12 protein-coding genes are annotated in these 17047 nt (G+C 52.6%); 11 read left to right on the top strand and 1 reads right to left on the bottom strand.

Going from position 1 to position 17047, the window contains the following annotated elements:
- Positions 1-135 precede the first annotated feature (135 nt).
- The 8 genes from csrD (at position 136) to tldD (ending at position 12611) form a co-directional block, all read left to right on the top strand.
- Positions 136-2076 (top strand): RNase E specificity factor CsrD, encoded by a 1941-nt coding sequence (gene csrD / locus ACJHYR_RS05765; protein ID WP_410233093.1) that lies wholly within the window; start codon positions 136-138, stop codon positions 2074-2076.
- 304 nt (positions 2077-2380) lie between these two features.
- Positions 2381-3424 carry a rod shape-determining protein MreB gene (gene mreB / locus ACJHYR_RS05760; RefSeq protein WP_000913396.1) on the top strand — a complete coding sequence of 348 codons (1044 nt, stop codon included), beginning with the start codon at positions 2381-2383 and terminating at the stop codon, positions 3422-3424.
- 65 nt (positions 3425-3489) lie between these two features.
- Positions 3490-4593, top strand: a complete 1104-nt coding sequence (gene mreC, locus ACJHYR_RS05755) for a rod shape-determining protein MreC (RefSeq protein ID WP_000802511.1) — start codon at positions 3490-3492, stop codon at positions 4591-4593.
- Positions 4593-5081 carry a rod shape-determining protein MreD gene (gene mreD, locus ACJHYR_RS05750; RefSeq protein WP_000179409.1) on the top strand — a complete coding sequence of 163 codons (489 nt, stop codon included), beginning with the start codon at positions 4593-4595 and terminating at the stop codon, positions 5079-5081. The genes mreC and mreD overlap by 1 nt, the downstream gene beginning before the upstream one ends.
- Before the next feature lie 8 nt (positions 5082-5089).
- Positions 5090-5683, top strand: a complete 594-nt coding sequence (gene yhdE / locus ACJHYR_RS05745) for a nucleoside triphosphate pyrophosphatase YhdE (protein ID WP_000203099.1) — start codon at positions 5090-5092, stop codon at positions 5681-5683.
- Positions 5673-7142, top strand: coding sequence for a ribonuclease G (gene rng / locus ACJHYR_RS05740; RefSeq protein WP_000123197.1), 1470 nt, complete (start codon positions 5673-5675; stop codon positions 7140-7142). The genes yhdE and rng overlap by 11 nt, the downstream gene beginning before the upstream one ends.
- A gap of 67 nt (positions 7143-7209) precedes the next feature.
- Complete coding sequence (gene yhdP / locus ACJHYR_RS05735) at positions 7210-11010, top strand: AsmA2 domain-containing protein YhdP (protein WP_034173261.1); 3801 nt, start codon at positions 7210-7212, stop codon at positions 11008-11010.
- Between the two features lie 155 nt (positions 11011-11165).
- Positions 11166-12611, top strand: a complete 1446-nt coding sequence (tldD, locus tag ACJHYR_RS05730; protein WP_000055909.1) for a metalloprotease TldD — start codon at positions 11166-11168, stop codon at positions 12609-12611.
- Between the two features lie 127 nt (positions 12612-12738).
- On the opposite strand, the gene aaeR is transcribed toward tldD, so the two are convergent.
- The gene (aaeR, locus tag ACJHYR_RS05725) at positions 12739-13668 is read right to left on the bottom strand and encodes an HTH-type transcriptional activator AaeR (protein WP_000440317.1); all 930 of its coding nucleotides are present in this window, start codon (positions 13666-13668) and stop codon (positions 12739-12741) included.
- Between the two features lie 182 nt (positions 13669-13850).
- On the opposite strand from aaeR, the gene aaeX reads away from it, so the two are divergent.
- The 3 genes from aaeX to aaeB are packed head-to-tail and all read left to right on the top strand — an operon-like array spanning position 13851 to position 16967.
- A complete protein-coding gene (aaeX, locus tag ACJHYR_RS05720) occupies positions 13851-14054 on the top strand; it encodes a p-hydroxybenzoic acid efflux pump operon protein AaeX (protein ID WP_000051841.1) in 204 nt (67 codons plus the stop codon).
- A 7-nt stretch (positions 14055-14061) separates the two neighbouring features.
- A complete protein-coding gene (aaeA, locus tag ACJHYR_RS05715; RefSeq protein WP_000854033.1) occupies positions 14062-14994 on the top strand; it encodes a p-hydroxybenzoic acid efflux pump subunit AaeA in 933 nt (310 codons plus the stop codon).
- Positions 14995-14999: 5 nt separating this feature from the next.
- Entirely contained in the window at positions 15000-16967 is a 1968-nt protein-coding gene (aaeB, locus tag ACJHYR_RS05710) for a p-hydroxybenzoic acid efflux pump subunit AaeB (RefSeq protein ID WP_000510962.1), read from the top strand.
- Positions 16968-17047: the final 80 nt, after the last annotated feature.

Raw genomic sequence — 17047 nt, 5'->3', positions numbered from 1 at the left:
CATGATGGATTGGAAAATAATTTCTGAAGACTATACTCGCTAATGGAAAAGCAAAGCCGATGAAGCGCAATAAATTGCGAGATAAATCTGATTTGCTAGTATGCCCGCTTCCTCACTATCGGAGTTAACACAAGGATGAGATTAACGACGAAATTTTCGGCCTTTGTTACGCTGCTCACCGGGTTAACAATTTTTGTGACTTTGCTGGGCTGTTCGCTAAGTTTCTACAACGCCATTCAGTATAAGTTTAGTCATCGCGTTCAGGCGGTGGCGACGGCGATTGATACCCATCTTGTGTCGAATGACTTCAGCACATTAAGGCCACAAATTACCGAATTAATGATGTCAGCAGATATCGTTCGTGTAGACCTGCTGCATGGTGATAAACAGGTTTATACCCTCGCCAGAAATGGTAGTTATCGTCCGGTTGGCACCAGCGATCTGTTTCGCGAACTGAGCGTTCCGTTGATAAAGCATCCGGGGATGTCGCTGCGTCTGGTTTATCAGGATCCGATGGGCAACTATTTCCATTCGTTGATGACCACCGCGCCGCTCACGGGGGCGATTGGCTTTATCATTCTTATGCTCTTCCTGGCGGTACGCTGGTTACAACGGCAACTTGCCGGGCAAGAATTGCTGGAAACCCGGGCTACTCGTATCTTAAACGGTGAGCGTGGCTCTAATGTGTTGGGAACCATCTATGAATGGCCGCCCAGAATCAGCAGTGCGCTGGATACGCTGCTTCGTGAAATTCAGAACGCACGCGAACAACACAGCCGTCTTGATACGCTGATCCGCTCTTATGCCGCCCAGGACATGAAAACCGGCCTCAATAACCGACTCTTCTTCGATAATCAGTTAGCAACGTTACTGGAAGATCAGGAGAAAGTAGGTACCCACGGGATCGTGATGATGATTCGTCTACCGGATTTCAATATGTTGAGCGATACCTGGGGGCACAGCCAGGTTGAAGAACAGTTCTTCACTCTGACGAATCTGCTGTCGACATTTATGATGCGCTATCCTGGCGCACTGCTGGCGCGTTACCACCGCAGTGATTTTGCTGCGCTGTTGCCGCACCGGACGTTAAAAGAGGCTGAGAGCATAGCCAGTCAGTTAATCAAAGCCGTCGATACCTTGCCGAACAATAAAATGCTCGATCGCGACGATATGATCCACATTGGTATCTGCGCCTGGCGTAGTGGTCAGGATACCGAGCAGGTAATGGAACATGCAGAGTCTGCCACGCGTAATGCGGGATTGCAGGGCGGCAATAGCTGGGCTATTTACGATGACTTGTTGCCTGAAAAAGGACGCGGTAATGTTCGCTGGCGTACGCTTATCGAGCAAATGCTCAGTCGCGGCGGCCCGCGCCTTTATCAAAAACCGGCAGTTACTCGCGAAGGTCAGGTTCATCATCGCGAACTCATGTGCCGCATCTTCGATGGTAATGAAGAGGTTAGCTCGGCGGAGTATATGCCGATGGTCTTGCAGTTTGGCTTATCGGAAGAGTATGACCGTCTGCAAATCAGCCGTCTTATTCCACTATTGCGTTACTGGCCAGAGGAAAATCTGGCGATTCAGGTTACCGTTGAGTCGCTGATTCGCCCGCGTTTTCAGCGTTGGCTGCGCGATACGTTAATGCAATGTGAAAGATCGCAACGAAAACGCATAATTATTGAACTTGCAGAGGCCGATGTTGGTCAACATATCAGTCGCTTACAACCTGTTATTCGTTTAGTGAATGCTTTAGGGGTACGGGTAGCTGTCAACCAGGCTGGTTTGACGCTGGTAAGCACCAGTTGGATCAAAGAACTTAATGTTGAGTTACTCAAGCTCCATCCGGGGCTGGTCAGAAACATTGAGAAGCGAACGGAGAACCAGCTGCTGGTTCAAAGCCTGGTGGAAGCCTGCTCCGGGACCAGCACCCAGGTTTACGCCACCGGCGTGCGTTCGCGAAGCGAGTGGCAGACCCTGATTCAGCGCGGTGTTACAGGTGGGCAAGGGGATTTTTTCGCGTCCTCACAGCCACTTGATACTAACGTGAAAAAATATTCACAAAGATACTCGGTTTAACCTGCCGTTTAATCCGTTTTCACGTAGAATAACGCGCGCTGCGTCTCATGGGAGTGTGCTTGTCTGCTCGCCAGATTGTTGCAGCACATATGCAGATGAATGACCTTACGCGGTTGCAAACAGGCGAGGAATGCTGCTGATGCATTAAGCCTTTCTGGACTCAGGCAGAGATTTGTAACAAAGGAAACGAACTGCACTAATTTTCACCGTAGCAGATGATTTTTGCGCCTTGTCGCTGCTGCGTGTGGTTGGTAAAGTAAGCGGATTTTCTTTTCCGCCCCAGCTTTCAGGATTATCCCTTAGTATGTTGAAAAAATTTCGTGGCATGTTTTCCAATGACTTGTCCATTGACCTGGGTACTGCGAATACCCTCATTTATGTAAAAGGACAAGGCATCGTATTGAATGAGCCTTCCGTGGTGGCCATTCGTCAGGATCGTGCCGGTTCACCGAAAAGCGTAGCTGCAGTAGGTCATGACGCGAAGCAGATGCTGGGCCGTACGCCGGGCAATATTGCTGCCATTCGCCCAATGAAAGACGGCGTTATCGCCGACTTCTTCGTGACTGAAAAAATGCTCCAGCACTTCATCAAACAAGTGCACAGCAACAGCTTTATGCGTCCAAGCCCGCGCGTTCTGGTTTGTGTGCCGGTTGGCGCGACCCAGGTTGAACGCCGCGCAATTCGTGAATCCGCGCAGGGCGCTGGTGCCCGTGAAGTCTTCCTGATTGAAGAACCTATGGCTGCCGCAATTGGTGCTGGCCTCCCGGTTTCTGAAGCGACCGGTTCTATGGTGGTTGATATCGGTGGTGGTACCACTGAAGTTGCTGTTATCTCCTTGAACGGCGTGGTTTACTCCTCTTCCGTGCGCATTGGTGGTGACCGTTTCGACGAAGCTATCATCAACTATGTGCGTCGTAATTACGGTTCTCTGATCGGTGAAGCCACCGCAGAACGTATCAAGCACGAAATCGGTTCGGCTTACCCGGGCGATGAAGTCCGTGAAATCGAAGTTCGTGGCCGTAACCTGGCAGAAGGTGTTCCACGCGGTTTTACCCTGAACTCCAACGAAATCCTCGAAGCACTGCAGGAACCGCTGACCGGTATTGTGAGCGCAGTAATGGTTGCACTGGAACAATGTCCGCCGGAACTGGCTTCCGACATCTCCGAGCGCGGCATGGTGCTCACCGGTGGTGGCGCACTGCTGCGTAACCTTGACCGTTTGTTAATGGAAGAAACCGGCATTCCAGTCGTTGTTGCTGAAGACCCGCTGACCTGTGTGGCGCGCGGTGGCGGCAAAGCGCTGGAAATGATCGACATGCACGGCGGCGACCTGTTCAGCGAAGAGTAATCGGATGCAGGCAGGGGAAGCGTCTGTTTACCCTGCCTGGTCTGATACGAGAATACGCATAACTTATGAAGCCAATTTTTAGCCGTGGCCCGTCGCTACAGATTCGCCTTATTCTGGCGGTGCTGGTGGCGCTCGGCATTATTATTGCCGACAGCCGCCTGGGGACGTTCAGTCAAATCCGTACTTATATGGATACCGCCGTCAGTCCTTTCTACTTTGTTTCCAATGCTCCTCGTGAATTGCTGGATGGCGTATCGCAGACGCTGGCCTCGCGTGACCAACTAGAACTTGAAAACCGGGCGTTACGTCAGGAACTGTTGCTGAAAAACAGTGAACTGCTGATGCTTGGACAATACAAACAGGAGAACGCGCGTCTGCGCGAACTGCTGGGTTCCCCGCTGCGTCAGGATGAGCAGAAAATGGTGACTCAGGTTATCTCCACGGTTAACGATCCTTATAGCGATCAAGTTGTTATCGATAAAGGTAGCGTTAATGGCGTTTATGAAGGCCAGCCGGTCATCAGCGACAAAGGTGTTGTTGGTCAGGTGGTGGCCGTCGCTAAACTGACCAGTCGCGTGCTGCTGATTTGTGATGCGACCCACGCGCTGCCAATTCAGGTGCTGCGCAACGATATCCGCGTGATTGCAGCCGGTAACGGTTGTACGGATGATTTGCAGCTTGAGCATCTGCCAGCGAATACGGATATTCGTGTTGGTGATGTGTTGGTGACTTCCGGTCTGGGCGGTCGTTTCCCGGAAGGCTATCCGGTCGCGGTTGTCTCTTCCGTAAAACTCGATACCCAGCGCGCTTATACTGTGATTCAGGCGCGTCCGACTGCGGGACTGCAACGTTTGCGTTATCTGCTGCTGCTGTGGGGCGCGGATCGTAACGGCGCTAACCCGATGACGCCGGAAGAGGTGCATCGTGTTGCTAATGAACGTCTGATGCAGATGATGCCGCAGGTATTGCCTTCGCCAGACGCGATGGGGCCAAAGTTACCCGAACCGGCAACGGGGATCGCTCAGCCGACTCCGCAGCAACCGGCGACAGGAAATGCAGCTACTGCGCCTGCTGCGCCGACACAGCCTGCTGCTAATCGCTCTCCACAAAGGGCTACGCCGCCGCAAAGTGGTGCTCAACCGCCTGCGCGTGCGCCGGGAGGGCAATAGTGGCGAGCTATCGTAGCCAGGGACGCTGGGTAATCTGGCTCTCTTTCCTCATTGCGCTGTTGCTGCAAATCATGCCCTGGCCGGATAACCTGATTGTTTTCCGGCCAAACTGGGTGTTACTCATCTTGTTGTATTGGATCCTGGCTTTGCCTCATCGCGTAAATGTGGGCACAGGTTTTGTGATGGGTGCCATACTGGATCTGATCAGCGGCTCGACACTTGGCGTACGCGTATTGGCGATGAGCATCATTGCTTACCTGGTGGCGCTGAAATATCAGCTTTTCCGCAACCTCGCATTATGGCAGCAGGCGCTGGTCGTCATGTTGCTTTCGCTGGTGGTGGATATTATTGTTTTCTGGGCAGAGTTTTTAGTGATTAACGTCTCTTTCAGACCGGAAGTGTTCTGGAGTAGTGTAGTCAATGGAGTGCTCTGGCCGTGGATTTTCTTGCTGATGCGTAAAGTCCGTCAGCAGTTTGCAGTGCAATAAAGGTTTCTATGACTTCTCTGTATTTAGCTTCCGGTTCTCCGCGTCGTCAGGAGTTACTTGCGCAACTTGGCGTAACCTTTGAACGTATTGTTACGGGCATTGAGGAGCAGCGTCAGCCGCAGGAGAGCGCGCAGCAGTATGTTGTGCGTCTGGCGCGCGAGAAAGCACAGGCGGGTGTCGCGCAAACGGCGCAGGATCTCCCGGTGCTGGGTGCGGATACTATCGTTATCCTGAACGGAGAAGTGCTGGAGAAACCGCGCGACGCAGAGCATGCGGTGCAGATGTTGCGCAAATTATCGGGCCAGACCCATCAGGTAATGACGGCAGTGGCGTTGGCCGACAGTCAGCACATTCTCGATTGCCTGGTGGTCACCGATGTGACTTTCAGAACGTTAACAGACGAAGACATCGCGGGCTATGTCGCCAGCGGTGAACCGTTAGATAAAGCAGGTGCATACGGTATTCAGGGGCTGGGTGGCTGTTTTGTCAGGAAGATAAATGGCAGCTATCACGCCGTAGTCGGCTTACCGCTGGTTGAAACGTATGAATTATTAAGTAATTTTAACGCACTGCGTGAGAAAAGGGATAAACATGACGGCTGAATTGTTGGTAAACGTAACGCCTTCGGAAACGCGAGTGGCGTATATTGATGGCGGTATTCTGCAGGAAATTCATATTGAACGTGAGGCGCGACGCGGAATAGTAGGCAATATCTACAAGGGTCGTGTAAGTCGTGTACTTCCGGGTATGCAGGCGGCTTTTGTAGATATTGGGCTGGATAAAGCCGCGTTTCTTCATGCATCCGATATCATGCCGCACACTGAATGTGTGGCGGGTGAAGAACAAAAGCAATTCACGGTACGCGACATCTCGGAACTGGTCCGTCAGGGGCAAGATCTGATGGTGCAGGTGGTGAAAGATCCGCTTGGCACTAAAGGTGCGCGCCTGACTACCGATATCACGCTGCCTTCTCGCTATCTGGTGTTTATGCCAGGGGCTTCTCACGTTGGGGTTTCCCAACGAATTGAAAGCGAATCAGAACGTGAACGCCTGAAAAAAGTGGTCGCAGAGTATTGCGACGAGCAGGGCGGGTTTATCATCCGTACCGCAGCTGAAGGGGTTGGCGAGGCTGAACTGGCCTCCGATGCCGCTTATCTGAAACGCGTCTGGACCAAAGTGATGGAGCGTAAAAAGCGCCCGCAGACTCGTTATCAGCTGTACGGCGAACTGGCGCTGGCGCAGCGTGTTCTGCGTGATTTCGCCGACGCCGAACTGGATCGCATTCGCGTTGACTCACGCCTGACTTACGAAGCATTACTTGAGTTCACCTCGGAGTACATTCCCGAGATGACCAGCAAGCTGGAGCATTACACCGGACGCCAGCCGATTTTCGATCTCTTTGATGTCGAAAACGAAATCCAGCGAGCGCTGGAACGCAAAGTTGAACTGAAATCCGGTGGTTATCTGATTATCGACCAGACCGAAGCGATGACCACCGTGGACATCAATACCGGAGCGTTTGTCGGTCATCGCAATCTGGACGACACCATTTTCAATACCAATATTGAAGCGACGCAGGCTATCGCTCGCCAGTTACGGTTGCGCAATCTGGGCGGGATTATCATTATTGATTTCATCGACATGAATAATGAAGATCACCGTCGCCGTGTGTTGCATTCGCTGGAGCAGGCGTTGAGCAAAGACCGGGTGAAAACCAGCGTTAATGGTTTTTCGGCGCTGGGGCTGGTGGAGATGACGCGTAAACGCACCCGCGAAAGCATTGAGCACGTACTGTGTAACGAATGCCCAACCTGCCACGGTCGCGGAACGGTGAAAACCGTGGAAACGGTATGCTATGAAATCATGCGCGAGATTGTTCGTGTACACCATGCTTACGACTCTGACCGTTTCCTGGTCTATGCTTCTCCGGCAGTAGCTGAAGCCTTGAAAGGCGAAGAGTCACACTCGCTGGCGGAAGTGGAAATTTTCGTTGGTAAACAGGTTAAAGTACAAATTGAACCGCTCTATAACCAGGAGCAGTTTGACGTCGTAATGATGTAAACAGATGCTGGGCCGCCATCCGGCAAAGGGTTTTTGAGTCACATTTTTAGCAGACAAGGAGTGACGGGTGAGGCGATTGCCGGGGATATTACTGCTTACTGGAGCCGCGCTCGTTGTGATCGCTGCCCTGCTGGTTAGCGGCCTGCGTATTGCTTTACCGCATCTTGATGCCTGGCGTCCGGAAATCCTCAACAAAATAGAATCCGCGACTGGCATGCCGGTAGAAGCCAGTCAGCTCTCAGCCAGCTGGCAGAATTTTGGCCCGACGCTTGAAGCACACGACATCCGTGCAGAACTAAAGGATGGCGGCGAATTTTCGGTTAAACGCGTTACTCTTGCGCTGGATGTCTGGCAGAGCCTGTTACATATGCGCTGGCAGTTTCGCGACCTCACTTTCTGGCAGCTGCGCTTTCGCACCAACACTCCTATCACCAGCGGCGGTGGTAATGATAGCCTGGAAGCCAGTCACATCAGCGATCTGTTTCTTCGTCAGTTCGACCATTTCGATCTCCGCGACAGTGAAGTCAGTTTCCTGACGCCATCCGGTCAGCGCGCCGAGCTGGCGATCCCACAACTCACCTGGCTGAACGATCCACGTCGACACCGTGCGGAAGGCCTGGTAAGCCTCTCCAGCCTTACCGGACAGCACGGCGTGATGCAGGTGCGCATGGATTTGCGCGATGATGAGGGGTTGTTAAGCAATGGTCGCGTCTGGCTCCAGGCGGATGACATCGACCTGAAGCCGTGGCTCGGTAAATGGATGCAGGACAATATTGCGCTGGAAACGGCGCAGTTCTCCCTTGAAGGCTGGATGACGATCGATAAAGGCGATGTAACCGGTGGCGACGTCTGGCTGAAACAGGGCGGTGCCAGCTGGTTGGGCGAGAAGGAAACGCATACGCTGTCGGTGGATAATCTGACCGCGCATATTACGCGTGAAAATCCGGGATGGCAGTTCTCTATTCCCGATACACGGATCACGATGGACGGCAAACCCTGGCCGAGCGGAGCATTGACGCTGGCCTGGATACCGGAACAGGACGTTGGCGGCAAAGACAATAAACGCAGTGACGAACTCCGGATTCGCGCCAGTAATCTGGAGCTGGCAGGCCTGGAGGGCATACGCCCGCTGGCCGCGAAACTTTCACCTGCACTGGGTGATGTTTGGCGCTCCACACAACCGAGCGGCAAGATTAACACTCTGGCGCTGGATATCCCGCTTCAGGCGGCAGACAAGACCCGTTTTCAGGCATCGTGGAGCGATCTGGCCTGGAAGCAATGGAAATTATTACCGGGTGCGGAACACTTCTCCGGGACGCTTTCCGGCAGCGTAGAAAATGGTTTGCTTACCGCGTCGATGAAACAGGCAAAGATGCCTTACGAAACGGTATTCCGTGCGCCACTGGAAATCGCCGACGGCCAGGCAACGATAAGCTGGCTGAACAATGACAAAGGTTTCCAGCTGGATGGGCGTAATATTGACGTTAAAGCCAAAGCCGTCCATGCGCGCGGCGGTTTTCGTTACCTGCAACCAGCTAACGATGAACCCTGGCTGGGTATTCTGGCTGGCATCAGTACCGATGATGGTTCACAAGCCTGGCGCTATTTCCCGGAAAACTTGATGGGTAAAGACCTGGTTGATTACTTAAGTGGCGCGATTCAGGGCGGTGTAGCGGATAACGCGACGCTGGTTTATGGTGGCAATCCGCAACTCTTCCCCTATAAACACAACGAAGGTCAGTTTGAAGTGCTGGTGCCGCTGCGCAACGCGAAGTTTGCCTTCCAGCCGGACTGGCCTGCATTAACTAACCTTGATATTGAACTGGACTTTATTAACGACGGTTTATGGATGAAAACCGATGGCGTTAATCTGGGCGGCGTGCGCGCGAGTAATCTCACCGCAGTGATCCCTGACTACTCGAAAGAAAAACTGCTGATTGACGCTGACATTAAAGGTCCGGGTAAAGCCGTCGGCCCTTACTTTGATGAGACACCGCTGAAAGATTCTCTGGGTGCAACCCTGCAAGAACTCCAGCTCGACGGCGATGTGAATGCTCGCTTACATCTTGATATCCCGCTGAACGGCGAACTGGTAACCGCGAAAGGTGAAGTGACGCTGCGTAATAACAGTCTGTTTATCAAACCACTCGACAGCACCCTGAAAAATTTGAGCGGTAAATTCAGCTTTATCAATGGCGATCTGCAAAGTGAACCACTGACAGCAAGCTGGTTTAATCAGCCGTTGAACGTGGATTTTTCCACCAAAGAAGGGGCAAAAGCCTACCAGGTTGCGGTGAATCTCAACGGTAACTGGCAACCAGCGAAAACCGGCGTTCTGCCTGCAGCGGTGAACGAAGCATTAAGTGGCAGCGTGGCGTGGGATGGTAAAGTGGGCATTGATCTGCCTTATCATGCTGGCGCGACCTATAACGTAGAGCTAAACGGCGATTTGAAGAATGTGAGCAGTCACTTACCTTCACCGTTAGCCAAACCTGCGGGTGAACCACTACCGGTAAACGTTAAGGTTGATGGCAATCTCAACAGCTTTGAATTAACCGGACAGGCAGGTGCGGATAACCATTTCAATAGCCGCTGGTTGCTCGGTCAAAAGCTGACGCTCGATCGTGCTATTTGGGCGGCAGACAGTAAAACGCTCCCGCCGTTGCCGGAACAAAGTGGCGTTGAACTCAATATGCCGCCGATGAATGGTGCCGAGTGGCTGGCCCTGTTCCAGAAAGGCGCGGCGGAGAGTGTCGGTGGTGCAGCGAGTTTCCCACAACACATAACGTTACGTACGCCTATGTTGTCGCTGGGAAATCAGCAATGGAATAACCTGAGCATTGTTTCGCAACCGACGGCAAATGGCACCCAGGTTGAGGCGCAAGGGCGTGAAATCAACGCCACGCTGGCGATGCGTAATAACGCGCCGTGGCTGGCGAATATCAAATATCTTTATTACAACCCAAGCGTGCCGAAAACTCATGGTGACTCAACGAATTCATCACCTTTCCCGACAACGGAGCGCATTAGCTTCCGTGGCTGGCCGGACGCACAAATACGATGCGCAGAGTGCTGGTTCTGGGGGCAAAAATTCGGGCGCATTGACAGTGATATCACTATTTCTGGCAATACATTAACGCTGACTAATGGACTGATTGATACTGGTTTTTCGCGGCTCACTGCCGATGGGGAATGGGTTAACAATCCGGGGAATGAACGCACCTCGCTGAAAGGAAAACTGCGTGGGCAGAAAATTGATGCCGCCGCAGAATTTTTTGGTGTCACGACGCCCATACGCCAGTCGTCATTTAATGTGGATTACGATTTACACTGGCGCAAAGCACCCTGGCAACCAGATGAGGCGACGTTGAATGGCATCATTCATACTCAACTGGGTAAAGGCGAAATTACCGAAATCAATACCGGACACGCCGGGCAATTGCTGCGCTTATTGAGCGTAGATGCCCTGATGCGTAAGCTGCGTTTTGATTTCAGAGACACTTTTGGCGAAGGGTTCTATTTTGACTCCATTCGCAGCACCGCGTGGATTAAAGACGGCGTTATGCACACCGACGACACGCTGGTGGATGGCCTGGAAGCGGACATCGCCATGAAAGGGTCGGTAAATCTGGTACGTCGCGACCTGAATATGGAAGCGGTTGTCGCACCAGAGATTTCTGCGACGGTGGGTGTGGCTGCGGCTTTTGCAGTTAACCCCATTGTTGGCGCGGCAGTGTTTGCCGCCAGTAAAGTGCTGGGGCCGCTGTGGAGCAAAGTCTCCATTTTGCGCTATCACATTTCGGGTCCGCTGGACGATCCGCAAATCAACGAAGTGTTGCGCCAACCGCGTAAAGAAAAAGCGCAATGATTTGACGAGGGCGCGTAATTGCCCCAATCTCATAGGATAATCGTTGCCAAAGGCCAACGAGCCAGAACATAACCGTAGGCCGGATAGGGCGTTCACGCCGCATCCGGCAGCCGTAAAAAATCCTCTACTGCAGTAACTAACGAGTAGCAAAAACGATGAGTCTTAACCTGGTAAGTGAACAATTGCTAGCGGCGAACGGCCTGAAACATCAGGACTTGTTCGCGATCCTCGGTCAACTGGCCGAACGTCGCCTTGATTATGGCGATCTCTATTTTCAGTCGAGCTATCACGAATCCTGGGTTTTAGAAGACCGCATTATTAAAGATGGTTCTTACAACATCGATCAGGGCGTTGGTGTGCGTGCAATCAGCGGTGAAAAAACCGGATTTGCTTACGCAGACCAAATCAGCCTGCTGGCGCTGGAACAGAGTGCGCAAGCGGCGCGCACCATCGTCCGTGATAGTGGTGATGGCAAAGTACAGACGCTGGGCGCGGTAGAGCATAGCCCGTTGTATACCTCGGTAGATCCGCTGCAAAGCATGAGCCGTGAAGAGAAGCTGGATATCCTGCGTCGCGTCGATAAGGTTGCCCGCGAAGCGGACAAGCGCGTACAGGAAGTGACTGCCAGCCTCAGTGGTGTCTATGAATTAATTCTGGTTGCGGCCACCGACGGCACGCTAGCGGCGGATGTCCGTCCGCTGGTGCGTCTTTCCGTGAGCGTTCTGGTCGAAGAAGATGGCAAACGCGAACGCGGTGCCAGTGGCGGCGGCGGTCGTTTTGGTTATGAGTTCTTCCTTGCCGATCTCGACGGCGAAGTCCGTGCGGATGCATGGGCAAAAGAAGCAGTGCGTATGGCGCTGGTCAATCTTTCTGCCGTTGCTGCACCAGCGGGCACCATGCCGGTAGTACTTGGCGCAGGTTGGCCGGGCGTGCTGTTGCATGAAGCGGTGGGGCACGGTCTGGAAGGCGACTTCAACCGCCGTGGCACTTCAGTATTTAGTGGACAGGTCGGGGAGCTGGTGGCTTCTGAACTGTGTACCGTGGTTGATGACGGCACGATGGTCGATCGCCGTGGTTCGGTGGCGATTGATGACGAAGGTACGCCAGGCCAGTACAACGTGCTGATTGAGAATGGCATCCTGAAAGGCTACATGCAGGATAAACTCAACGCGCGTTTGATGGGGATGACGCCGACTGGCAACGGTCGCCGTGAATCCTACGCTCATCTGCCGATGCCGCGTATGACCAACACCTATATGCTGCCGGGTAAATCGACCCCGCAAGAAATTATTGAATCTGTTGAGTACGGTATCTATGCACCGAACTTTGGTGGCGGTCAGGTGGATATTACATCCGGCAAATTCGTTTTCTCCACTTCAGAAGCGTATCTGATTGAAAACGGTAAAGTAACGAAGCCGGTGAAAGGCGCGACGTTGATTGGTTCCGGTATCGAAACCATGCAGCAGATTTCGATGGTGGGCAACGACCTGAAACTGGATAACGGCGTGGGTGTCTGCGGTAAAGAAGGGCAAAGTTTGCCGGTTGGCGTGGGCCAGCCAACGCTGAAAGTTGATAACCTGACTGTTGGCGGTACCGCGTAATAATTTCACTATTTTCAGAAGGATAATTAATCCTTCTACGTGCACGAACGGTCCCCTCGCCCCTCTGGGGTTAGGGTGAGGGGAACCCGTTGGCACAGGTTTGTACAACGTAACAGTATAATATTAATTACTTCTCTTTCCCGCGCCCGTGCATCTCCTGAAACAATTTACCGACCTCAACAAAATAATCCGTCAGCGAGTTGATCACGACCTGTACCTTCAGCGGCAGCTTATCTTTTTCGGTATATAACGCATAAACCGGGCGTGGATCTGACTGATAACGCGGCAGCAGGATCTCCAGCTCCCCACGATTGATCTCGTTGATCACCCACATCAGCGGCACGTAGGCGATCCCGGCACCCGCCGTCAGCCAGCGCACCAGCGTCATCGGATCATTAGTCACAAATCTTCCTTGTGGGATCAGGCGAGTCGAGATCCCTTCCGGTGCGATCAGTTCAAATTCATTGTCGGGCCGCACGCTGTATTCAAGCCATGAATGACTACTCAAATCGGCGGGTTTTTCCGGTATGCCGTATTGTGTGAGATAGCTTTTCGCGGCGCACACCACCATCGGCATCGCGCCCAGACGGCGGGAAAACAGGCTGGAATCCTGCAACGCGCCGACGCGGATCACCACATCCAGACCATCGGCAATCAGGTCGGGGGCAGGAATTCCGGTAACCAGATTGACGCTCAAACCTGGGTATTCTTTCAGCATTTTTGCTGTCAGCCCGGCGAGAACATTTTGTGCCATAGTTGAAGAACAGCCAATGCGCAGCGTCCCGATGGGGGTGTTATTGAAGGCATACAGTTGCTCATGAACATCCTGCACTTCATGGAGCATCCGACGGCAGCCCTGGTAGTAAATTCTACCGGCTTCGGTCAGGCCAATGCTGCGTGTGCTACGGTTTAACAGCTTTACCTGCAACTCATCTTCCAGTTTTGACACCGTCTGACTGATGGACGAAACGCTCATCTGTAGCTGTCTGGCGGCGGCGGTAAAAGAGCCAAATTCAACTACTTTGGCAAACACCGACATGCGTTTTAGTCGTTCCATTATTCACTCTGACTTAAAAGTGATTTAGATCACATAATATAGATAACAGCATAACAGTTACGCTAATATATTAAATATCAATCTACAGCAATGTTGCTCTCGCCCGGCTTTCCATGCCCTTCTCTGCGGCGACAGATGCTGAAAATAATAACGCCTGCTCTCTCTATACAACCAAGGTCAACATGAGTCTGTTTCCCGTTATCGTGGTGTTTGGGCTGTCCTTCCCACCGATATTTTTTGAATTGCTTTTATCACTGGCGATTTTCTGGCTGGTGCGCCGGGTACTTGTGCCAACAGGTATCTACGACTTTGTCTGGCATCCGGCGTTGTTCAACACCGCGCTCTATTGCTGCTTGTTTTATTTGATATCGCGACTGTTCGTTTGAGGTTGAAGTGAAAACACTAATAAGAAAATTCTCCCGTACGGCCATCACGGTCGTATTAGTCATTCTGGCCTTCATCGCAATTTTTAATGCCTGGGTCTATTACACCGAATCCCCGTGGACGCGTGACGCGCGCTTTAGCGCTGACGTCGTTGCGATCGCGCCGGACGTTTCTGGACTTATCACCCAGGTGAATGTTCATGATAACCAGCTGGTGAAAAAAGGACAGGTACTGTTCACCATCGACCAGCCGCGCTATCAAAAGGCGCTTGAGGAAGCGCAAGCCGATGTTGCTTATTATCAGGTACTGGCACAGGAGAAACGCCAGGAGGCAGGACGTCGTAACCGTCTCGGTGTGCAGGCGATGTCTCGCGAAGAGATCGACCAGGCCAACAACGTACTACAAACAGTTCTGCATCAGTTAGCGAAAGCGCAGGCGACCCGCGATCTGGCAAAACTGGATCTTGAACGCACGGTGATCCGCGCGCCAGCAGATGGCTGGGTGACCAACCTCAACGTCTATACCGGTGAGTTTATTACCCGTGGATCAACGGCGGTTGCGCTGGTGAAACAGAACTCCTTCTATGTACTGGCCTATATGGAAGAAACTAAGCTGGAAGGGGTGCGCCCTGGGTATCGTGCAGAGATCACGCCGCTTGGCAGTAACAAAGTGCTGAAAGGGACTGTTGATAGTGTTGCCGCTGGGGTCACCAACGCCAGCAGCACGCGTGACGACAAAGGGATGGCGACCATCGACTCTAACCTTGAATGGGTGCGTTTGGCGCAACGTGTTCCGGTTCGTATTCGTCTCGACAACCAGCAAGAGAACATCTGGCCTGCGGGCACCACTGCTACAGTGGTGGTCACTGGCAAACAAGATCGCGACGAAAGCCAGGATTCGTTCTTCCGTAAAATGGCCCATCGCCTGCGTGAGTTTGGTTAATCACGATGGGTATTTTCTCCATTGCTAACCAACATATTCGCTTTGCGGTAAAACTGGCGACCGCCATTGTACTGGCGCTGTTTGTTGGCTTTCACTTCCAGCTGGAAACGCCACGCTGGGCAGTACTGACAGCGGCGATTGTTGCCGCCGGTCCGGCCTTTGCTGCGGGAGGTGAACCGTATTCTGGCGCTATTCGCTATCGTGGCTTTTTGCGCATCATCGGCACATTTATTGGCTGTATTGCCGGACTGGTGATCATCATTGCGATGATCCGCGCACCATTATTGATGATTCTGGTGTGCTGTATCTGGGCCGGTTTTTGTACCTGGATATCCTCGCTGGTACGAATAGAAAACTCGTATGCGTGGGGGCTGGCCGGTTATACCGCGCTGATCATTGTGATCACCATTCAGCCGGAACCATTGCTTACGCCGCAGTTTGCCGTCGAACGTTGTAGCGAGATCGTTATCGGTATTGTGTGTGCGATTATGGCGGATTTGCTCTTTTCTCCGCGATCGATCAAACAAGAAGTGGATCGAGAGCTGGAAAGTTTGCTGGTCGCGCAATATCAATTAATGCAACTCTGTATCAAGCATGGCGATGGTGAAGTTGTCGATAAAGCCTGGGGCGATCTGGTGCGACGCACCACGGCGTTACAAGGTATGCGCAGCAACCTGAATATGGAATCTTCCCGCTGGGCGCGGGCCAATCGACGTTTAAAAGCGATCAATACGCTATCGCTGACGCTGATTACCCAATCCTGCGAAACTTATCTTATTCAGAATACGCGCCCGGAATTGATCACTGATACTTTCCGCGAATTTTTTGACACGCCGGTAGAAACCGCGCAGGACGTCCACAAGCAGCTCAAACGCCTGCGGAGAGTTATCGCCTGGACCGGGGAACGGGAAACGCCTGTCACCATTTATAGCTGGGTTGCGGCGGCAACGCGTTATCAGCTTCTCAAGCGCGGCGTTATCAGTAACACAAAAATCAACGCCACCGAAGAAGAGATCCTGCAAGGCGAACCGGAAGTCAAAGTAGAGTCAGCCGAACGTCATCATGCGATGGTTAACTTCTGGCGAACCACACTTTCCTGCATTCTGGGGACGCTTTTCTGGCTGTGGACGGGCTGGACTTCCGGCAGTGGTGCAATGGTGATGATTGCGGTAGTGACGTCACTGGCAATGCGTTTGCCGAATCCACGCATGGTGGCGATCGACTTTATCTATGGGACGCTGGCGGCGCTGCCGTTAGGGCTGCTCTACTTTTTGGTGATTATCCCTAATACCCAACAAAGCATGTTATTGCTGTGTATTAGCCTGGCAGTGCTGGGATTTTTCCTCGGTATAGAAGTACAGAAACGGCGACTGGGCTCGATGGGGGCGCTGGCCAGCACCATAAATATTATCGTGCTGGATAATCCGATGACTTTCCATTTCAGTCAGTTTCTCGACAGCGCATTAGGGCAAATCGTCGGCTGTGTGCTCGCGTTCACCGTTATTTTGCTGGTGCGGGATAAATCGCGCGACAGGACTGGACGTGTACTGCTTAATCAGTTTGTTTCTGCTGCTGTTTCCGCGATGACTACCAATGTGGCACGCCGTAAAGAGAACCACCTCCCGGCACTTTATCAGCAGCTGTTTTTGCTGATGAATAAGTTCCCAGGGGATTTGCCGAAATTTCGCCTGGCGCTGACGATGATTATCGCGCACCAGCGCCTGCGTGATGCGCCGATCCCGGTTAACGAGGATTTATCGGCGTTTCACCGACAAATGCGCCGCACAGCAGACCATGTGATATCTGCCCGTAGCGATGATAAACGTCGTCGGTACTTTGGCCAGTTGCTGGAAGAACTTGAAATCTACCAGGAAAAGCTACGCATCTGGCAAGCGCCACCGCAGGTGACGGAACCGGTTCATCGGCTGGCGGGGATGCTCCATAAGTATCAACATGCGTTGACCGATAGTTAAGTCAAAACCGACGCCAAAAGCGTCGGTTTTTTCATGGCTATACTTAGCGATGAACGGCAGAACTCGCCGCGAAACGTGAC

The sequence above is a fragment of the Escherichia sp. WS1450 genome (genome assembly GCF_046487395.1).
Lineage (GTDB): Bacteria > Pseudomonadota > Gammaproteobacteria > Enterobacterales > Enterobacteriaceae > Escherichia > Escherichia coli.
The sequence above is the reverse complement of the archived record's forward strand: the minus strand, read 5'-3'. Positions and strand labels throughout refer to the sequence as shown.

Bases quoted from the DNA above. Each gene is read 5' to 3' on its own strand.
- aaeX (WP_000051841.1), top strand. From the start codon at position 13,851: ATGAGTCTGTTTCCCGTTATCGTGGTGTTTGGGCTGTCCTTCCCACCG.
- aaeR (WP_000440317.1), bottom strand. From the start codon at position 13,668: ATGGAACGACTAAAACGCATGTCGGTGTTTGCCAAAGTAGTTGAATTT.
- rng (WP_000123197.1), top strand. From the start codon at position 5,673: ATGACGGCTGAATTGTTGGTAAACGTAACGCCTTCGGAAACGCGAGTG.
- yhdE (WP_000203099.1), top strand. From the start codon at position 5,090: ATGACTTCTCTGTATTTAGCTTCCGGTTCTCCGCGTCGTCAGGAGTTA.
- aaeB (WP_000510962.1), top strand. From the start codon at position 15,000: ATGGGTATTTTCTCCATTGCTAACCAACATATTCGCTTTGCGGTAAAA.
- mreC (WP_000802511.1), top strand. From the start codon at position 3,490: ATGAAGCCAATTTTTAGCCGTGGCCCGTCGCTACAGATTCGCCTTATT.
- csrD (WP_410233093.1), top strand. From the start codon at position 136: ATGAGATTAACGACGAAATTTTCGGCCTTTGTTACGCTGCTCACCGGG.
- tldD (WP_000055909.1), top strand. From the start codon at position 11,166: ATGAGTCTTAACCTGGTAAGTGAACAATTGCTAGCGGCGAACGGCCTG.
- mreB (WP_000913396.1), top strand. From the start codon at position 2,381: ATGTTGAAAAAATTTCGTGGCATGTTTTCCAATGACTTGTCCATTGAC.